Genomic DNA, 18,638 nt, shown 5'->3' with positions numbered 1-18,638 from the left:
ATTAACCCCTTTTTATAATTAAACATTCCAACAATACTCAAAGGAGAAATTCGAATGAACAATAACATCACGAAAAAAATTATTTTATCAACAACATTGTTACTATTAGGTACAGCATCTACACAATTTCCTAATACACCTATCAATTCTTCATCTGAAGCGAAAGCTTATTATATAAATCAAAACGAAACTAACGTTAATGAGTTAACTAAATATTACTCGCAAAAATATTTAACCTTCTCTAACAGTACGTTATGGCAAAAAGATAACGGTACGATTCATGCAACGTTGTTACAGTTTTCTTGGTATAGTCATATTCAAGTTTATGGACCTGAAAGTTGGGGCAATATCAACCAATTAAGAAATAAAAGCGTTGATATTTTTGGCATAAAAGACCAAGAAACCATTGATTCTTTTGCATTATCTCAAGAAACGTTTACTGGTGGTGTTACTCCTGCAGCAACATCTAACGATAAACACTATAAACTGAATGTAACATATAAAGATAAAGCAGAAACGTTTACTGGCGGATTTCCAGTTTATGAAGGCAATAAGCCTGTTTTAACTTTAAAAGAATTAGATTTTCGTATTCGTCAAACATTAATTAAAAGTAAAAAATTATATAATAATTCTTATAATAAAGGACAAATTAAAATAACAGGTGCAGACAATAACTACACAATAGATTTAAGTAAAAGGTTGCCATCAACTGATGCAAATAGATATGTTAAAAAACCTCAAAATGCAAAAATTGAAGTTATCCTCGAAAAATCAAACTAACAATAATAATGGAGTTAATAAAAATAATCGCAAATACTATATTGACTTCGCTCACATTTAAATTTCTTATTCCTCGTATCATGATTCCTCTGAAAGGAGATGTTCTAATGAGTAAGAACATCACGAAAAATATAATTTTAACGACAACATTATTACTATTAGGTACTGTATTACCTCAAAATCAAAAACCAGTATTTAGTTTTTACTCTGAAGCTAAAGCTTATAGCATTGGTCAAGATGAAACTAACATCAATGAATTAATTAAATATTACACACAGCCTCATTTTTCATTTTCAAATAAATGGCTATATCAATATGATAATGGAAACATTTATGTTGAACTTAAGAGATATTCATGGTCAGCACATATATCTTTATGGGGCGCTGAAAGTTGGGGAAATATTAATCAGTTAAAAGATCGTTACGTAGATGTGTTTGGACTAAAAGACAAAGATACTGATCAGTTATGGTGGTCTTATAGAGAGACATTTACAGGTGGCGTTACACCAGCCGCAAAACCTTCTGATAAAACTTATAATCTTTTTGTGCAATACAAAGATAAACTACAAACGATTATTGGTGCGCATAAAATATACCAAGGCAATAAACCAGTATTAACATTGAAAGAAATCGATTTCCGTGCACGAGAAGCGTTAATAAAAAATAAAATATTATATAACGAAAATCGTAATAAAGGTAAGCTTAAGATCACCGGTGGCGGTAATAACTACACTATTGATTTAAGCAAAAGATTACATTCAGATCTAGCAAATGTTTATGTTAAAAATCCTAATAAAATAACTGTTGACGTCCTCTTTGATTAGTATATGAAGGTGACTTATACTTCATGCACTTTAATTCCAAATCAGATTATTTAAATGATAATTTTTAAAGTGTATGATGTATATAATAGGTAAAATTTTCTATATATTTAAATGGAATTGGGAGTAGGAATGTGACAGAAATAGTATTTTATAAAATTTATTTCGTTGTCACTCCCCAACTTGCACATTATTGTAAGCTGACTTTCCGCCAGCTTCTATGTTGGGGCCCCGCCAACTTGCATTGTCTGTAGAAATTGGGAATCCAATTTCACTATGTTGGGGCCCCGCCAACTTGCACATTATTGTAAGCTGACTTTTCGTCAGCTTCTGTGTTGGGGCCCACCCCAACTTGCATTGTCTGTAGAATTTCTTTTTGAAATTCTCTATGTTGGGGCCCCGCCTATAATTGAAAAATGCTTGTTACATGGGCATTTTCATTCGGTCAACTACTACCAATATAATATTGTAGAGCCTAAGACATTGATTTATTATGTCTTAGGCTCTATTCCTTCATTTAATGATTAAATTATTATAGCAATACTTTATTGTCCCATGATTAGTGTTCTTTTAATGAGACATAGTAACTATAAAGTTTAATAATCGTTCTAAATCTAGCATCTTCTAGTTTGGTTTTCCCATTTCTTAAATCTTGTACTGTTTGATATGGAACTCCTGAATTTTTCGAAATTTTATAGCCTGATTCAGACTCAAACAAAGATTGAAGAGAGTTTATAATATTATTCAACTCTGTCATTTTTAATCCCCTTTCTTGAATTAACAATATACAATGTTGTTATTAAAACAGTCAGTGTATGGATGATTTCATTTCCTAAAAATATATTCAGCCATATAATAATAAGAAATACGATATAAAATAGTTTCATTTTAATCCCCTATCATATTTTTATTAATCAAATTTCAATAAGATTCATAATTAAAAGCTAACCTATACTCAAAATTTTCTTATAATGCCTCTAACTAAAAACCTACATTTTATTTTACATATAATATTTTACACTATATTAAAAATACATACGATACTTTTTCGTTATCTATTAGATATTTCTATGTAATGGCAAAATTTATTCCCGACGAAATTCCAAACATAATTAATACCCTTTTTCTCTATTTCTATTTATTAATTTACACTAGTTAATATATAGTTAATTTTTATTTAATAGTTAATTAATTGATTTAATTCTAAGATATTTGTATTTTTATATTGTAATCGATTACATTTTTAAATCAAACAAATCATTAGTTTTAAAGAAATTAATCAATAAAATTAGCTATGTCTTTTCCTTGTTTCATAAAGAATTTATTCAACTTTGACTAACCCTCGAAATTGAAATGCTTCCTTTCAAATTTTAAATAAAAGTTAAAAACATATTCTTAAAATAATCACTCATCATCACTCAGTAATTTATCAGTTGCTACATTAAATATACTAATATAAACGATTATAAATATTTGATATGTCTCAACTGCAATATTCTAAATTGACATATTGATTATTGTTTCCTCAAATCGTTTTAAAAAATAGAAGGATGATGAAAATGAAAACACGTATAGTCAGCTCAGTAACAACAACACTATTGCTAGGTTCCATATTAATGAATCCTGTCGCTAATGCCGCAGATTCTGATATTAATATTAAAACCGGTACTACAGATATTGGAAGCAATACTACAGTAAAAACAGGTGATTTAGTCACTTATGATAAAGAAAATGGCATGCACAAAAAAGTATTTTATAGTTTTATCGATGATAAAAATCATAATAAAAAACTGCTAGTTATTAGAACGAAAGGTACCATTGCTGGTCAATATAGAGTTTATAGCGAAGAAGGTGCTAACAAAAGTGGTTTAGCCTGGCCTTCAGCCTTTAAGGTACAGTTGCAACTACCTGATAATGAAGTAGCTCAAATATCTGATTACTATCCAAGAAATTCGATTGATACAAAAGAGTATATGAGTACTTTAACTTATGGATTCAACGGTAATGTTACTGGTGATGATACAGGAAAAATTGGCGGCCTTATTGGTGCAAATGTTTCGATTGGTCATACACTGAAATATGTTCAACCTGATTTCAAAACAATTTTAGAGAGCCCAACTGATAAAAAAGTAGGCTGGAAAGTGATATTTAACAATATGGTGAATCAAAATTGGGGACCATATGATAGAGATTCTTGGAACCCGGTATATGGCAATCAACTTTTCATGAAAACTAGAAATGGCTCTATGAAAGCAGCAGATAACTTCCTTGATCCTAACAAAGCAAGTTCTCTATTATCTTCAGGGTTTTCACCAGACTTCGCTACAGTTATTACTATGGATAGAAAAGCATCCAAACAACAAACAAATATAGATGTAATATACGAACGAGTTCGTGATGACTACCAATTGCACTGGACTTCAACAAATTGGAAAGGTACCAATACTAAAGATAAATGGATAGATCGTTCTTCAGAAAGATATAAAATCGATTGGGAAAAAGAAGAAATGACAAATTAATGTAAATTATTTGTTCATGTACAAATAAATATAATTTATAACTTTAGCCGATAACTTCAGAAATGATGTTTTTCGGCTAATTTTTATACTGAATTTAGTTTAATTAACTTATGATATTTTTAATTTAAACTATCTACTTGATTTGCTTTCCTGACTTAAAAATTAGACTAAACATGACACTATATGAGGTAATTTTTAAAATAAGAAATTTGAATTCCATGTTGTCAAACCCTTTATATAAAAGTTTTGAAATTGTTCAAAACTTTTTGAACACATTATGTGTTAATATATTTGCAGAATTATTTTAAAATCGTTTTAAAACTATACTGAAATAAGAAATTTAAAAGTATAATTAGTACATATAATTGAAAAAGATTTCTAGAAATACAATTAATGTTCATCTAGATATTGTACGAAGTTGTATGAATAAGTTAAACTTAAGTTGAATCAATTTAAATGTTCAAGGAGGTTAACAAATGGTTTTTAATGATTGGGAAATTAACGTTGTATACTCAGGAGAGCATGAGGTTGTAACAAACGAAAAGAGTTTATTTGTCATTGACGAATTTTACGATGTTGCAATCGCAATCTATTATTTAGATGGAAAATTAAAAGTAGCTCATGTCAACTATGGTTCTGATTTTACAATTGACGTAGCTAATAAAGTTTTTGAATTGAATATTCAAAATCCAAATGTTGATGAGCATTAAATATTAAAAAGCATTTAGAATCATAAAGAGCATACTATATATAGCCTTTTACATGTAAAGCAAATGAAAATTAGATAATCTAATTATTTCAACATTAAACAATATATCATTATAAAGAAGTTTTTAAAATAGAAGTATAAGGTGGTGAACAAAAATTAACATTGTGTATAACATTATAGTATATATAGCATGCATGATTAATTTCGGATTAATTATAGTCCCATTATTAACAACAAATGATGCGGATTTTGTATGGACTTCTTCATCATTAATATATATGATTCTTCTTACGTCGATTATCCTAATAGTTTATATTAAAACTAAAGATAACTTACAGTTAACGATATTTATACTTAATATAGCCTTAATTATTCTATACTGTGCACCATTACTATTCATTTATGTATTCTAGTGCTTCATTAATATTTTAATGCATCAGTTTAAGTAAATTCCATTTGGAAAATAAAAAGCAAATATCATCATCAAATTAACATATTTAACGTTATACTTTCATAAAATTTGAAACAATTGAACATCCTTACTTTAGCTTTATATCTTTATTTCAAGTCATGTTTTCAACTATTTTAATGAATTAAACATATATTATAAGGAGTCAACATCATGAATAAACATATAAATAAAAAAGCCGCAAAACTACTTGAAGATTATAAAAAGGTTCAACAAAGAAAATCGAAAGAAACTGATAGAGGTTGTTTGAAAAGTGTCATCATGCTTATCGTCTTATTTTTCTTAATTATTTTTGGTATTGTGGCATGTTCTACAAACGTAAACTTTTTCTTCCAGTAAAAGAGTGAGATAGAAATGATAAAGAACCACTAATGATTTATTATGTAGTGGTTCTTTATCATTAGCTGTAGCTAATGTGTACTTAAAAAATGAATACATGAGTAAAGCTCATGCATAAGAAATACTAATTGCTAAAGAAAAAGTATTTCTTTATCGATGTCCTACCCCAACTTGCATTGTCTGTAGAAATTGGGGTTCCAATTTCTCTATGTTGGGGCCCCGCCAACTTGCACATTTTTGTAAGCTGACTTTTCGCCAGCTTCTATGTTGGGGCCCCCGCCAACTTGCATTGTTTGTTGGAATTGGTGATCCTATTTCTCTCTGTTGTGGCCCCGCCAACTTGCACATTTTTGTATGCTGACTTTTCGCCAGCTTCTGTGTTGGGCCCCACCCCAACTTGCATTGTCTGTTGGAATTGGTGATCCTATTTCTCTCTGTTGTGGCCCCACGAGTATTGAAAAAACTTGTTATAAGCTTATTTTCATTTAGTCAACTACTACCAATATAGCACTAGAACTGGAAATGATAATTTAATATTGTACACTTTTGATTGTTTAAACATGTACATATTTTAAAAAATAGGAGAGCAAAGTAAATAATTGATATAGTTATTTTGAGAGTAATCCTAGGAACTATTGTATTTATATTTGTCTCCCCTACTTTTAAATGTCATTCATTATACATAAGCATTTTGATATAGAATTTATCACATATGCAAATTGAAAACAGGTTAAGACCATTTTTTGTCTCAACCTGTTTTATTTATTATCTATTTATAATTTCATCAATTTCTTTGTATATTTTTTCTAATGCAACTTTAGCATCAGCCATTGATACGAAATCATTTTTCTTAAGTGCCGCTTTAGCTCTATATTCATTCATCATAATCGTACGTTTATAATATGGATTTAAGCTTCCTGCAGCTAATGCATATACATTCGATTTGTTAAGTAAAGTTCTTAATTCTTCTGCTATGCGTTTATCATGAAACTGACTTTCAGTTAAATATTTGTCCAGACTACTTGCATCTGCTTTATTCCCTTCTATAGTTGCTATCCCAGTTGATGATAAAAGTAATGCTAATGTTCCTGTTAATATATATTTTTTAAATTTCATTATAAGCTCTCCTTAAAATTGATACTTACTGAGTATATAGTCAATTTCAGGACAATTACATTAACCTGTCATTAAATAGATTACTTTTTTCATTAACAAAAATTAACATAACATTTAATTAATTATTTCCAGATAACAGCAACGATTGAAGTTTTATTTAACTAATCCTTGTTTTAATACATTATCAATTCGCTCTTGTAAGACCATTTTCTTCACTTTGTATTCAAACGAAACTAAGTTGACTGCCTTTTGTGCTTTTCTGTGTGCACTGACAGTATGTGTTTTTTCAAATTCTCTCACAAGATTTTGAGCTTGAATCAATTTTTGTTCTTTTTTAATAGTTGCATCAGTTTTCGCTGCTGGTTTATTAAATTGTGGACGTGCACCATATTCGAATGTACCATCGTTAAATTCTAAAATATTATAGTCATGTTTGAATTTAATATATTTAGGTGTTGAGTTAAATTTTGGTCTAGATTGATATTTAAAAGTACCATCATTGTACTCTACGATATTGTGATTAATACTCACTGGTTTCTTTTCTCTTGGACCGTATCCTTCGCTCGCATCTGCTGTTGACGCAATTGTAGTTGTAGTAATACCTATTGCCGCTAATGTTAATAAAGATTTTGCTATCAATTTATTTTTCATGTTAATTATCCTCCAAATTATTATCTTACATTTATTAAGTTATCCTATTTATACAACTTTTGAAATTAACTAATTATTAATTAACTATAAACACTTTATAATATAGACAAAATATAGCTATCTATCTTGTGACTCATCAGCACTTATACACTAGTCAAAAAATTCATGCCTCTACTTTTTCGAATTTCAAAAATAAAACCACACAACAAAAAAGACACCATTTGAATGTTGGTGTCTGAAGGTATAATCTCATAGATTTTATTTGTAACTTCTCATTCTATAGTTAAATATTGTGACCCAGCTAATGATTAACGTTGGTAGAATTACTAAATTCAAATTAGACACGTCAAAAAAGACAGATTGGAAATTGTCGATATTAATATCATTAATGTCCATTTTTTCATTTACTGCTTGATAGATCGCAAAGTAAACTAAGAACTATTGAATTAAATGCTCTAAAACGACAACCTCTGTCAAATCGACATTCTTTTTTCTAAAAAGTAATCTAACTATAAATAATTGGAATATACTTGAAATCAAGATCAATATAATACCCATTAAGAAAAAACTACCAAAATCAATTGTGATAAATTGAATAATACCATAAATAATTACGGCAGATATTGCCAGTGAAATATATCCTATAAAGATAAATACCACACCCATAAAGAGTGTCTTTAAGAACAGAAAAGGCTTCTTTCTATTTGTAACCAAATAGCTCAATATACAAAGTAGTAATAGAATTGTTAAAATTTTAATTATCATCGTTTGACCTCAATATATTTATTTATATCTTTATTATTGACCACGAAAAATAACAATCACTTAAGTGATTGCCAATAATACTCAATGCCTACTCTATAGTAATCTTGGCACGTGATTTTACACTATTTTATCTATTTAAAAATGTAAGTGTTGAATTATGTTTACTTCGAAAATGCATAATTCAATTAAATAGTATAATTTTTAACTTATATATTAATCATAACATATCAACCATAATTAGAATATATCTCTTATTTCTTTATAAGTAAAATTATACATATTAATTACTTCTCTACTATGAATCATTTCTTTGTTTTATAAAAAATATATATCAAAACAGCTATATGTATAACAATTTGGAGTGTTTGTCTATCCAACTTAGCAAACAAAATGTAGAGAAATGTAAATATCGTTTTAGCAATAAAAATTATTCAATCATAGTTGAGTGACGTTTACTACTATTATTATACTATCAACAAATTCAATAATACCTCAAATAAAAATAATACCATCAAATTCATCATTATTCTTTTTCGATTGCATTAAACCTTATTAATTTGCACTTAATTTTAATTAATGAAGTGTTAACTGGTAAATGTATGAAACCGTTTGTAAAATAGCAGTGTACTCGCATTAGTAAGTACAAATTTATTTTACAGGGAGAACTTATTATGAAAAAAAATATCACAAAAACTATTATCGCATCTACAGTAATCGCTGCAGGTCTTTTAACTCAAACTAATGATGCTAAAGCTTTCTTTAGTTATGAATGGAAAGGTTTAGAAATCGCAAAAAATTTAGCAGATCAAGCTAAAAAGGACGATGAACGTATTGATAAGTTAATGAAAGAGTCTGATAAAAATCTAACTCCTTACAAAGCTGAAACTGTTAATGATCTGTACCTTATTGTTAAAAAATTAAGCCAAGGTGATGTGAAGAAAGCAGTTGTCAGAATTAAAGATGGTGGTCCTAGAGATTACTATACTTTTGACTTAACTCGTCCTTTAGAAGAGAACAGAAAAAATATTAAAGTTGTTAAAAACGGTGAAATCGACTCGATTACTTGGTATTAAAAAACATACTGAATTAAATAGTTGTACGCCAAACGTTAGAAAACAATGCTAACGTATTGGCGTGCTTTTTTATTTTAAGTAACTTCCAATTTATTTAGCATCTTTACGACTGTTTAATAAAGCACGTATGATTAACACGGTTGCCACTATATCCGTTACAATTTTTATGATTGTTAATACATTCGATTTCCTTTTCACAATAGCCACCTCGCTTGTTCAAAACATAAACAACTATTGCATTCACTTTTAAGTAATTATTTATATTATTTATCCCAATAAGCTCACCATTCAAATAAACACAATATTATAAAATAATTATACCTTTGGATATAGCAAAAAGCCACACTCTATAGCATGGCTTCTATCAATTATTTTAAAGTATTATATTTTAAAACTAGATCGATTTGTCTTTGTAATTTTTTCTTTTCATAACTGTGTTGGAAATGAATTAAATTAACAGCTCTTTGTGCTTTACGGTGTGTTGCAACAGTTCTTGTACGTTTGAAAAAGTTTACAGCTTTTTGTGCATCCACAACTTTTTTATTTACTTGTTTTTTAAAGTTTGTTTGATACTGATCATATTTTTTAGCAGCTTCAACGTTTTTAGTTTGTGCATGAGATTCACCGGCAAACGTTGATACCGTTAAACTAATAGCAGCTATGCTTAAAATTGATTTCCCAATAAAATTCTTTTTCATAATTAATAACACCTATCCTCAAATATTTATTTTGTATATATTTATAATAATAGACAGATACAAAAAACTACATTAACTATTTATTAACTAAACATTAATATTTGTGTCACTACATTTCTGAATTTCAAGAATTTTGCTACTCCATATTTTAACCATCAAATTATTGATATAATTTATGACTTTAGAAATCCTTTTAAATATGTATACGATTCATGATTTTAACTAAAATTTCAAATTTCCTGACTTCTTGGAATCTTAATTTTATACTTTTTAATAATACACTTTTAACCAAATAATCAACATGATTCAACCATATAGGGTTATCAACAATCACATTCTCCAAAATTACAATTCTTTTCATAACATAAATGTGTTATTCATTCCAATTATCTTATAAAATTGTCAGAAATACTTTTAAACAAACATTCATGACACGACCTCCTAGTTAAATCAGTCTATAAACTAAAAAAAGCCATAGCTACTTCTATTTAAAAAGTAGTATGACTGATTGTTTCGTGATGTCGATTTTTGAAATTGATGGTGCCATGTAAAGTTTGATCATCAATAATAACTTCAGCATATGTTTCTTCCATTGAACTTCTAGATTGAGATATACTTCCAGGATTAATAACATGAACACCATTAATATACTCATATTTTGCCACATGTGTATGTCCATAAAATGCAAACAAACAACCTAATTCAAGTCCTTTTTCAGCTAATAAATCTCTTGTTCGATTGACTTGATATAAATGTCCATGAGTATAAAATGCTTTCACGTCATTATATTTTGCGACCGCTTCATTTTCAAATTCTGGGTAAAAATCACAATTGCCTTTTACTCTATTAAATAAGCTAAGTTCCGTATCATCATACGCGAATTCTGAATCTCCTAAATGTAAATATACATCTGCATCTGGGTGCATTTCATAAATTTGATATAAAACGCCTGATTCAGTATGGTTATCACTCACAATAATCCATTTAGACATTTTTATCACCTTCAAGAAAAGCTTGAAGTAAATTAATCGCATTTCGTCTATGACTAATTTGCCCTTTTTGTTCTTTTGAAAGTTGAGCCATGGTTTTATCTAATTTCGGTACATAAAATATCGGATCATATCCGAAACCATTTTCGCCATATTTTCCATCTGCAATTTCACCTGAAACAGTACCTTTAAATACTTTTGTTTCCATATCAGGGCCACTCATACTTATGACACAAACAAATTGCGCACGACGATCAGTTGTATTACCAAGCTTATTTAATAATTTTTCAATATTTGCTTCATCGCTTTTATTTTCACCAGCATAACGTGCAGAGTATATACCTGGCTCACCATTTAATGCAAAAACTTCTAGTCCACTGTCATCAGCTATGACCGTTTTATTCAATGCTTTTGCAGCAGCTTCTGATTTTAATATAGCATTTTCTTCAAATGTTGATCCTGTTTCTTCCACATCAAAATCTGGTATTAGTTCTGAAATACCTATTACGTGGTAATCTGGAAATATTACTTTAAAGTCATTTATTTTCCCTTGATTATTCGATGCAATAACAATCTCTTTCATTAAAAATCCTCCTAGTCATTCACTGATATACGTTCCACATTGACAGATAAATTTAACCACTCTTTGATAATGTTAGTAATGTGAGTAGGATCACCTGTTGCAAAAAATCGATGATCTGGATGTTCAGTATAACTTGCATGTTCATTACTAAATGTTAGCAATGCACTAACTTCACGAGCCGTTTCTAATCCAGACGAAATCACTGTCTTTTTACCACCAAAATAATCATAGATAGGTTTATAGAGCAATGGATAGTGGGTACATCCTAAAATGACAGTATCAGACTCACTATTACGCCAACGTTTCAGTGTTTGATGAATGACAATGCTTGTAATTGTTGGATCACTATATCTCATTTGTTCTACAAGTGGCACAAAACCTGGACAGGCAACGCCATGTACCTCTACATGTGGATTGATACGTTTAATATGCGTACGATATGCTTCAGATTTAATTGTGCCTTCCGTTCCTAGTACTAATACATTTTGATTTCTAGTAGTCATTATTGCTGTTCTAGCACCTGGTTCAATTACGCCAATCACTGGGATTGATAAGGTCTTTTGTAAATATTCTAAAGCTACAGCAGTTGCTGTATTACAAGCAATCACGAGCATTTTTATATCAAATTCCATTAATTTACGAGCGATTTCAACTGTATATTGTTTTACTTGTTCTCCTGGTCTTGGCCCATATGGACATCGTCCAATATCACCTAAGTAATAAATCGTCTCATTTGGCAACTGACGCATAATTTCTTTAGCTACTGTCAAACCTCCGACACCAGAGTCTATTACACCTATTGGTTTATTCATATTCGGTCATCCTTACTTTTAATTTAATTTTTAGTTTATCATAACTAAGCATTGGATTTTAGTATTATGCACTGTGTTTACCATTTTTGTCATTATAATATTTATTTTAAATCAGCCCACTATCATATTGTCATGTAATCTGCTTATTAAAAAAATCCCTTCCAAGTTATTGTGTATCTCCATTCAATTTAATTTTGAAAGGAACATAACATTTTAACTCAAAAGGGATTAATTTTTATTCTACTTCATGGTCTGAACCAAAGAATGATTTAAACATGTGGAATGTTGTTTCTCTGTTCATTGCTGCAATGGATGTTGTTAATGGAATACCTTTAGGGCAAGCATTAACACAGTTTTGTGAATTACCACACTGCTGTAAGCCACCAGTACCCATTAATGCATTTAAACGTTCATCTTTAGTCATAGATCCTGTTGGGTGCAAATTAAACAAACGAACTTGCGAGATTGCTTGTGCACCAACGAATTTATTATTTTCAGTAACATTAGGACAAACCTCTAAACATACACCACATGTCATACATTTAGATAATTCATAAGCTGTTTGACGTTTTTTCTCTGGCATACGTGGTCCCGGACCTAAATCATACGTTCCATCAATTGGGATCCATGCTTTCATACGTTTTAAGTTATCGAACATTCTAGAACGATCAACTTGTAAGTCACGGATAACTGGGAAAGTATTCATTGGCTCTAAACGAATAGGTTGTTCTAATTGATCAACAATCGCAGAACAAGATTGTCTTGCACGACCATTGATAACCATAGAACATGCTCCACATACTTCTTCTAAGCAGTTCATATCCCAGACAACAGGTGTTGTTTTTTCACCTTTAATATTAACTGGGTTACGTCTAATTTCCATTAAACAAGCAATGACGTTTAAATTTTCACGATATGGAATTTCAAATGTTTCTTCATAAGGCTTAGAATCACTTGTATCTTGTCGTTTAATAATTAATTTTACTGTTTTTTGTTTCGGTTTAGATTGTGTTTCATGTTGTGGAGTGTTTTTCACTGATTGTTCAGTCATTATTTTTTACCCCCTTTAGACTTACTTGTGTAATCACGTTTACGAGGTGGTATTAAACTCACATCGACGTCATCATAAGTAAACTGCGGTTTTTCAAATGCGCCTTGGAATGAGGCCATTGTCGTTTTTAACCACTCTTCATCATTACGCTCTGGGAATTCTGGTTTATAATGGGCACCGCGTGATTCGTTACGGTTATATGCACCAATCGTAATAACACGTGCAAGTACTAACATGTTCCATAGTTGACGGGTAAAGAATACCGCTTGGTTACTCCAAGTTTGAGTATCTTCCATATCAATATCTTCATAACGTTTCATCAATTCAACAATCTTTTTATCTGTTTCTAACAGTTTTTCATTTTCACGAACAACAGTTACATTTGCTGTCATAATTTCACCAAGTTCACGGTGTAATTTATATGCATTTTCTGTACCGCGCATAGCTAATAATTTATCAAAACGTTCTTGCTCTTCAGCTTTACGCTTTTCAAAAATACTTTCGTCCATATCAGTATATGATCGATCAATATTTGAAATATAATCAATCGCGTTTGGACCTGCTACTGTACCACCATAAATCGCTGATAACAATGAATTGGCACCTAAGCGGTTACCACCATGTTGAGAGAAGTCACATTCTCCAGCTGCAAATAACCCTTTAATATTTGTCATTTGATCATAATCTACATATAGACCACCCATTGAATAGTGAACAGCTGGGAAAATCTTCATTGGTACTTTGCGTGGGTCATCACCAGTGAATTTTTCATAAATCTCAATGATACCACCTAGTTTTACATCTAACTCATGTGGATCTTTATGTGACAAATCAAGATATACCATGTTTTCGCCATTTATACCTAATTTTTGGTTAATACATACATCGAAAATTTCACGCGTTGCGATATCACGAGGTACTAAGTTACCATAATCAGGATATTTCTCTTCTAAGAAGTACCAAGGCTTACCATCTTTATATGTCCAAATTCGTCCACCTTCACCACGTGCTGATTCACTCATTAGTCGCAGTTTATCATCACCAGGGATTGCAGTAGGATGAATTTGAATGAACTCACCATTAGCATAAATAGCGCCTTGTTGGTAAACAATGGAAGCCGCTGATCCTGTATTAATCATTGAGTTTGTTGTTTTACCGAAAATAATACCAGGGCCACCCGTTGCCATAATAACTGCATCTGAACCAAATGTTTCAATCTCAGCAGTTGTCATATTTTGTGCAACGATACCTCTTGCACTATCATCGTCACCTTTAACTATGCCAAGGAATTCCCATCCTTCATACTTCGTAACTAATCCATCTACTTCATATGCACGAACTTGTTCATCCAATGCATATAATAATTGTTGTCCAGTTGTTGCCCCTGCATATGCTGTTCTGTGATGTAATGTACCACCGAAACGTCTAAAATCTAATAGACCTTCATTTGTTCTATTGAACATTACGCCCATACGGTCTAATAAATGAATAATTTTAGGTGCTGCCTCTGTCATCGCTTTAACAGGTGGTTGGTTTGCAAGGAAATCGCCACCATACACTGTATCATCAAAGTGAATCCAAGGAGAATCGCCTTCCCCTTTAGTATTGACCGCACCATTAATGCCACCTTGGGCACAAACAGAGTGCGAACGCTTTACTGGTACAACTGAGAACAAATCTACATGTGCACCTTTTTCTGCCGCTTTAATTGTTGACATTAAGCCCGCTAGGCCACCTCCGACAACAATAAGATGTTTCTCTGCCATAAAAATTTCACTCCCCTAAATTTTCAATCTATATTTGTTAAATGCGATGTATTACATAAAGGCAATAATTGCAGTAACACCAATATACGAAATAACTAAAAATACGATTAATGAAACCCATGTAAATACTCGTTGTGATTTTGGAGATTGAAGTCCACCCCAAGTAACTAAGAATGACCATAAGCCATTTGCAAAGTGGAACACAACAGCAATAATACAAATAATATAAAATATTGCCCATCCAGGATGTTGCAATGTTTCGTGCATTAAATCGTAATTCACTTCTTTGCCGTAAAATGCTTTTTGTAAACGTGTTTGCCATAAATGGATACCAATAAAGATAAATGTTAAGATACCACTCACTCTTTGGAAGAAGAACATCCAGTTTCTAAAAATCGAGTAATGTCCAACATTTTCTTTTGCTGTAAATGCAATGTGTATACCAAACAAACCGTGATATAACAACGGAATGTATATAAATAAAAATTCTACAATAATTAGAAATGGTAATGATTCCATAAAGTTAGATGCCTTATTAAACGCTTCAGCACCTTGTGTTGCTTGGTGATTCACTAATAAATGAACGACCAAAAATGCACCTATTGGGATAATACCTAATAACGAGTGAATACGTCTTAGATAAAATTCATTTTTTGATTGAGCCAAAAGGAGTCCCCCCTGTGAACGAATATTTAATTTATTGAGCTATTTATATTAAACGTACGCTTAACCCCCTAAAGTGATATCGTTTCTAGCGTTGTCATTATCATTAAGCGAAACATTTTAAAGACAAATACACACTGCACGATCACCAAACTGCATGTCGAACAATGTAACATTTGGATTCGATATTTAAAATTGCTTGTGATGATAAACTTTCTCATTTAGAAAACGCTTCCACGTACATTCAAAAAAATAACTTTGTTAACCATATTGTAACATTATTTCATATATTTTGGGGCATGAGAATGATTCTCACGCCCAGTAATTTATTTATGCAATTGTTCATGTAGGTTCTTTGCGACGTTTTCAGGAATACCTATATTTTTAAAATCTTCAAGTGTAGCTTCCTTCATTTTCTTGATTGAACCGAATGAACGCAATAATAATGTTTTACGTTTGTTACCGATACCATCTATATCATCAAGTATTGATTTCAAGCCTGTCTTTTGACGTGTTTGTCTATGAAATGTGATTGCGAATCTGTGAACCTCATCTTGGATACGGTGCAACAAATAAAATGCCTGGCTATTTTTCTTCAGTGGTACAATTTCTGCACTAGCGCCATATAATAATTCAGATGTTTGGTGTTTATCATTTTTCTGCAAACCTGCAACAGGGATATCAAGACCTAATTCGTTTTGTAGCACATCAATAACCCCGTTCATATGTCCTTTACCACCATCTACTATTATTAAATCAGGTAATGGTAATCCTTCGTTTAAAACGCGAGAATATCGTCGTCTTACTACTTCTCTCATTGATTTGTAATCATCTGGACCTTTAACCGTTTTGATTTTATACTTTCTATAATTTTTCTTATCTGGTTTACCGTCGACAAATGTAACCATTGCTGACACTGGATCCACACCTTGAATATTAGAATTATCGAATGCTTCAATTCTAATTGGTGTTTGAATTCCCATTTGTGTTCCAAGTTCTTCAATAGCTTTAATCGTTCTGGACTCATCACGTGATATTAATTCAAATTTATTATTTAAGGATACTTTAGCGTTATGTGCAGCTAGGTCAACCATATCTTTTTTGGGACCTCGCGCGGGTTGAACGATTTTAGTGTCCACAACAGATTGAATCATTTCTTTATCCAAATTACGTGGTACATGAACTTCCTTAGGTAAAATATGTTGGTTTAAGCTATAAAATTGTCCAATAAATGTATAAAATTCTTCTTCTTCTGTTTGCTGTAATGGAATCATCGTTGTATCTCGCTTTATCATATTACCTTGTCGTATAAAGAAAACTTGGATACACATCCATCCTTTATCAACACTATAACCAAAGACATCACGAATCGTTTTATCTGATGACATAATTTTTTGTTTGTTTGTCAGATTTTGAATATGTTGAATTAAATCTCTATATTCTTTAGCCCGTTCAAAATCAAGTGATTCACTTGCAGTTAACATTCGCTCTTCTAAACTTTTTAAAATTGTTTTGTCTTCCCCATTCAGAAAATCAGTAATTTCCTTCGTCATTTGTGCGTATTTACTCAAATCAACGTCATATACACATGGTCCTAAACATTGTCCAATATGGTAATAAAGACATAATTTATCTGGCATCTTATCACATTTGCGATATGGATATATTCTGTCTAATAACTTTTTAGTTTCTTGAGCAGAATATGCATTCGGATACGGTCCGAAATATTTGCCAGTACCTTGTTTTACAGTTCTCGTCACTAGTAGTCTAGGATATTTCTCCTTCGTAATTTTAATAAATGGATAACTTTTATCATCCTTTAATAATATATTATATCTTGGTTGATATTGTTTAATCAGATTCAATTCCAGTAAAAGTGATTCTGTTTCACTTGACGTGACAATAAACTCAAAGCGACGTATTTCACCAACCAGTCTCGTTGTTTTAGCATCATGAGCACCCGTAAAATATGATCGCAATCGATTTCTTAGCTTTTTAGCTTTGCCAACATATATCACTTGATCATTACGATCTTTCATTAAATAGCATCCTGGTTCCATAGGTACGACATTTAATTTATTTTTAATTCGTTGCTTATAGTCTTCCAAAAATATCCCCCCTTCTAATTTTAAAATGAATGATGCTACAAAAGTGCTTCAAATTTATCACCACTAATTCTAGTTAATAATCAACATCTTCGAGTATGACTTTTCATGCACATCATGTAATATTGAACATGGTTTTATCAAACCAACTGCTACAAATCTATCAGCATGCTAGATTATCATTTAACGTTCATAGATTTATTAATCCCACCATTCTCAAGTCGTAAACAATATGATGACTTATCATTCAACTTTTTATATTAAAAACACAAACAAAAACTGGAGCAATTCATTAAAGAAATGCCCCAGTCGTCATTGGTTGTAACTTATAAATGTTTATCTAAAACTTCAGCTAAGTTTTCTTTTGGTTGGAAACCAACAACTTTATCAACTGGTTGACCGTCTTTAAAGACGATTAATGTTGGAATACTCATCACTTCATATTTAGCTGCAGTTGATGGATTTTCATCAACATCTAATTTTAAAATGTCAGCTTTACCTTCATAGTCAGCTGCTAATTCTTCTAATACCGGAGCGATCATTTTACATGGACCACACCATGTTGCCCAAAAATCTACTAGTTGTACACCAGATTCTACTTTTGAATCAAAATCTGCATCTGTTACTTTTACGATTGCCATAAATGCCAATCCTCCTTAATTATTATTATGATGTTCAAATTATATCAGATAACATGCTTCATGTATTTCTATTTGCTCAATTTTTATG

Annotated in this window: 22 protein-coding genes and 1 pseudogene; 8 read left to right on the top strand and 15 right to left on the bottom strand. The window is 30.9% G+C overall.

Going from position 1 to position 18,638, the window contains the following annotated elements; translation table 11 throughout:
* Positions 1–54: 54 nt before the first annotated feature.
* Complete coding sequence (locus AA076_RS05790; protein ID WP_001063559.1) at positions 55–780, top strand: superantigen-like protein SSL13; 726 nt, start codon at positions 55–57, stop codon at positions 778–780.
* Between the two features lie 107 nt (positions 781–887).
* Complete coding sequence (locus tag AA076_RS05785; protein WP_000041896.1) at positions 888–1,604, top strand: superantigen-like protein SSL12; 717 nt, start codon at positions 888–890, stop codon at positions 1,602–1,604.
* A gap of 556 nt (positions 1,605–2,160) precedes the next feature.
* On the opposite strand, the gene AA076_RS05780 is transcribed toward AA076_RS05785, so the two are convergent.
* Together AA076_RS05780 and AA076_RS14830 are read right to left on the bottom strand one after the other, a co-directional pair.
* Entirely contained in the window at positions 2,161–2,385 is a 225-nt protein-coding gene (locus AA076_RS05780; protein WP_001802045.1) for a hypothetical protein, read from the bottom strand.
* Entirely contained in the window at positions 2,342–2,488 is a 147-nt protein-coding gene (locus tag AA076_RS14830; protein ID WP_000765708.1) for a hypothetical protein, read from the bottom strand. Before AA076_RS14830 ends, AA076_RS05780 begins: the two co-directional genes overlap by 44 nt.
* 672 nt (positions 2,489–3,160) lie before the next feature.
* Between AA076_RS14830 and hyl the strand changes: the two genes are divergently transcribed.
* From hyl to AA076_RS05755, 3 genes are all read left to right on the top strand, one after another.
* Positions 3,161–4,120: an alpha-hemolysin gene (gene hyl, locus AA076_RS05770; protein WP_000857483.1), complete on the top strand. Its 960-nt coding sequence runs from the start codon at positions 3,161–3,163 to the stop codon at positions 4,118–4,120.
* 476 nt (positions 4,121–4,596) lie between these two features.
* A complete protein-coding gene (locus AA076_RS05765; RefSeq protein WP_000231632.1) occupies positions 4,597–4,830 on the top strand; it encodes a hypothetical protein in 234 nt (77 codons plus the stop codon).
* 621 nt (positions 4,831–5,451) lie between these two features.
* Positions 5,452–5,637 (top strand): hypothetical protein, encoded by a 186-nt coding sequence (locus tag AA076_RS05755; RefSeq protein WP_001032814.1) that lies wholly within the window; start codon positions 5,452–5,454, stop codon positions 5,635–5,637.
* Positions 5,638–6,402: 765 nt separating this feature from the next.
* On the opposite strand, the gene scb is transcribed toward AA076_RS05755, so the two are convergent.
* The 3 genes and pseudogenes from scb to AA076_RS05730 form a co-directional block, all read right to left on the bottom strand.
* Positions 6,403–6,753 (bottom strand): complement inhibitor SCIN-B, encoded by a 351-nt coding sequence (gene scb / locus AA076_RS05740; protein ID WP_000669537.1) that lies wholly within the window; start codon positions 6,751–6,753, stop codon positions 6,403–6,405.
* Positions 6,754–6,906: 153 nt separating this feature from the next.
* Positions 6,907–7,404: a complement convertase inhibitor Efb gene (gene efb / locus AA076_RS05735; protein ID WP_000791587.1), complete on the bottom strand. Its 498-nt coding sequence runs from the start codon at positions 7,402–7,404 to the stop codon at positions 6,907–6,909.
* Between the two features lie 258 nt (positions 7,405–7,662).
* Positions 7,663–8,169: pseudogene (locus AA076_RS05730) on the bottom strand (SA1002 family membrane protein).
* Between the two features lie 671 nt (positions 8,170–8,840).
* Between AA076_RS05730 and AA076_RS05725 the strand changes: the two are divergent.
* Together AA076_RS05725 and AA076_RS14810 are read left to right on the top strand one after the other, a co-directional pair.
* The gene (locus AA076_RS05725; RefSeq protein WP_000739563.1) at positions 8,841–9,242 is read left to right on the top strand and encodes an FPRL1 inhibitory protein FLIPr; all 402 of its coding nucleotides are present in this window, start codon (positions 8,841–8,843) and stop codon (positions 9,240–9,242) included.
* Positions 9,202–9,294: a hypothetical protein gene (locus tag AA076_RS14810; RefSeq protein WP_001791789.1), complete on the top strand. Its 93-nt coding sequence runs from the start codon at positions 9,202–9,204 to the stop codon at positions 9,292–9,294. Before AA076_RS05725 ends, AA076_RS14810 begins: the two co-directional genes overlap by 41 nt.
* A gap of 316 nt (positions 9,295–9,610) precedes the next feature.
* Here AA076_RS14810 and ecb read toward each other — a convergent pair whose 3' ends face one another.
* The 9 genes from ecb to uvrC all read right to left on the bottom strand — a co-directional run bounded on the left by ecb (position 9,611) and on the right by uvrC (position 17,912).
* Positions 9,611–9,940, bottom strand: a complete 330-nt coding sequence (gene ecb, locus AA076_RS05715) for a complement convertase inhibitor Ecb (RefSeq protein ID WP_000739209.1) — start codon at positions 9,938–9,940, stop codon at positions 9,611–9,613.
* 193 nt (positions 9,941–10,133) lie between these two features.
* A complete protein-coding gene (locus tag AA076_RS14805; RefSeq protein ID WP_001791787.1) occupies positions 10,134–10,301 on the bottom strand; it encodes a hypothetical protein in 168 nt (55 codons plus the stop codon).
* Positions 10,302–10,428: 127 nt separating this feature from the next.
* Positions 10,429–10,932 (bottom strand): YfcE family phosphodiesterase, encoded by a 504-nt coding sequence (locus tag AA076_RS05705; protein WP_000049484.1) that lies wholly within the window; start codon positions 10,930–10,932, stop codon positions 10,429–10,431.
* Positions 10,925–11,512: an XTP/dITP diphosphatase gene (locus tag AA076_RS05700; protein ID WP_000659317.1), complete on the bottom strand. Its 588-nt coding sequence runs from the start codon at positions 11,510–11,512 to the stop codon at positions 10,925–10,927. The genes AA076_RS05705 and AA076_RS05700 overlap by 8 nt, the downstream gene beginning before the upstream one ends.
* An 11-nt stretch (positions 11,513–11,523) precedes the next feature.
* Positions 11,524–12,324 carry a glutamate racemase gene (racE, locus tag AA076_RS05695; protein ID WP_001039659.1) on the bottom strand — a complete coding sequence of 267 codons (801 nt, stop codon included), beginning with the start codon at positions 12,322–12,324 and terminating at the stop codon, positions 11,524–11,526.
* 235 nt (positions 12,325–12,559) lie between these two features.
* Complete coding sequence (sdhB, locus tag AA076_RS05690; protein WP_000139712.1) at positions 12,560–13,375, bottom strand: succinate dehydrogenase iron-sulfur subunit; 816 nt, start codon at positions 13,373–13,375, stop codon at positions 12,560–12,562.
* Positions 13,375–15,141, bottom strand: a complete 1,767-nt coding sequence (gene sdhA, locus AA076_RS05685) for a succinate dehydrogenase flavoprotein subunit (protein ID WP_000818278.1) — start codon at positions 15,139–15,141, stop codon at positions 13,375–13,377. The genes sdhB and sdhA overlap by 1 nt, the downstream gene beginning before the upstream one ends.
* Positions 15,142–15,192: 51 nt before the next feature.
* Positions 15,193–15,807 carry a succinate dehydrogenase cytochrome b558 subunit gene (locus AA076_RS05680; RefSeq protein WP_000079317.1) on the bottom strand — a complete coding sequence of 205 codons (615 nt, stop codon included), beginning with the start codon at positions 15,805–15,807 and terminating at the stop codon, positions 15,193–15,195.
* Positions 15,808–16,130: 323 nt separating this feature from the next.
* Positions 16,131–17,912, bottom strand: coding sequence for an excinuclease ABC subunit UvrC (gene uvrC, locus AA076_RS05675; protein WP_000390529.1), 1,782 nt, complete (start codon positions 17,910–17,912; stop codon positions 16,131–16,133).
* A gap of 165 nt (positions 17,913–18,077) precedes the next feature.
* Here uvrC and AA076_RS14800 point away from each other — a divergent pair, with 165 nt between their 5' ends.
* On the top strand, positions 18,078–18,173 hold the full coding sequence (locus tag AA076_RS14800; protein WP_001788625.1) for a hypothetical protein: 96 nt from the start codon (positions 18,078–18,080) through the stop codon (positions 18,171–18,173).
* A gap of 62 nt (positions 18,174–18,235) precedes the next feature.
* On the opposite strand, the gene trxA is transcribed toward AA076_RS14800, so the two are convergent.
* Positions 18,236–18,550, bottom strand: coding sequence for a thioredoxin (trxA, locus tag AA076_RS05665; protein ID WP_001018928.1), 315 nt, complete (start codon positions 18,548–18,550; stop codon positions 18,236–18,238).
* Between the last annotated feature and the right edge of the window lie 88 nt (positions 18,551–18,638).

Origin of the sequence: Staphylococcus aureus (assembly GCF_001027105.1) — a bacterium.
GTDB lineage: Bacteria > Bacillota > Bacilli > Staphylococcales > Staphylococcaceae > Staphylococcus > Staphylococcus aureus.
This window is presented reverse-complemented; position numbering and strand designations above follow the sequence as displayed.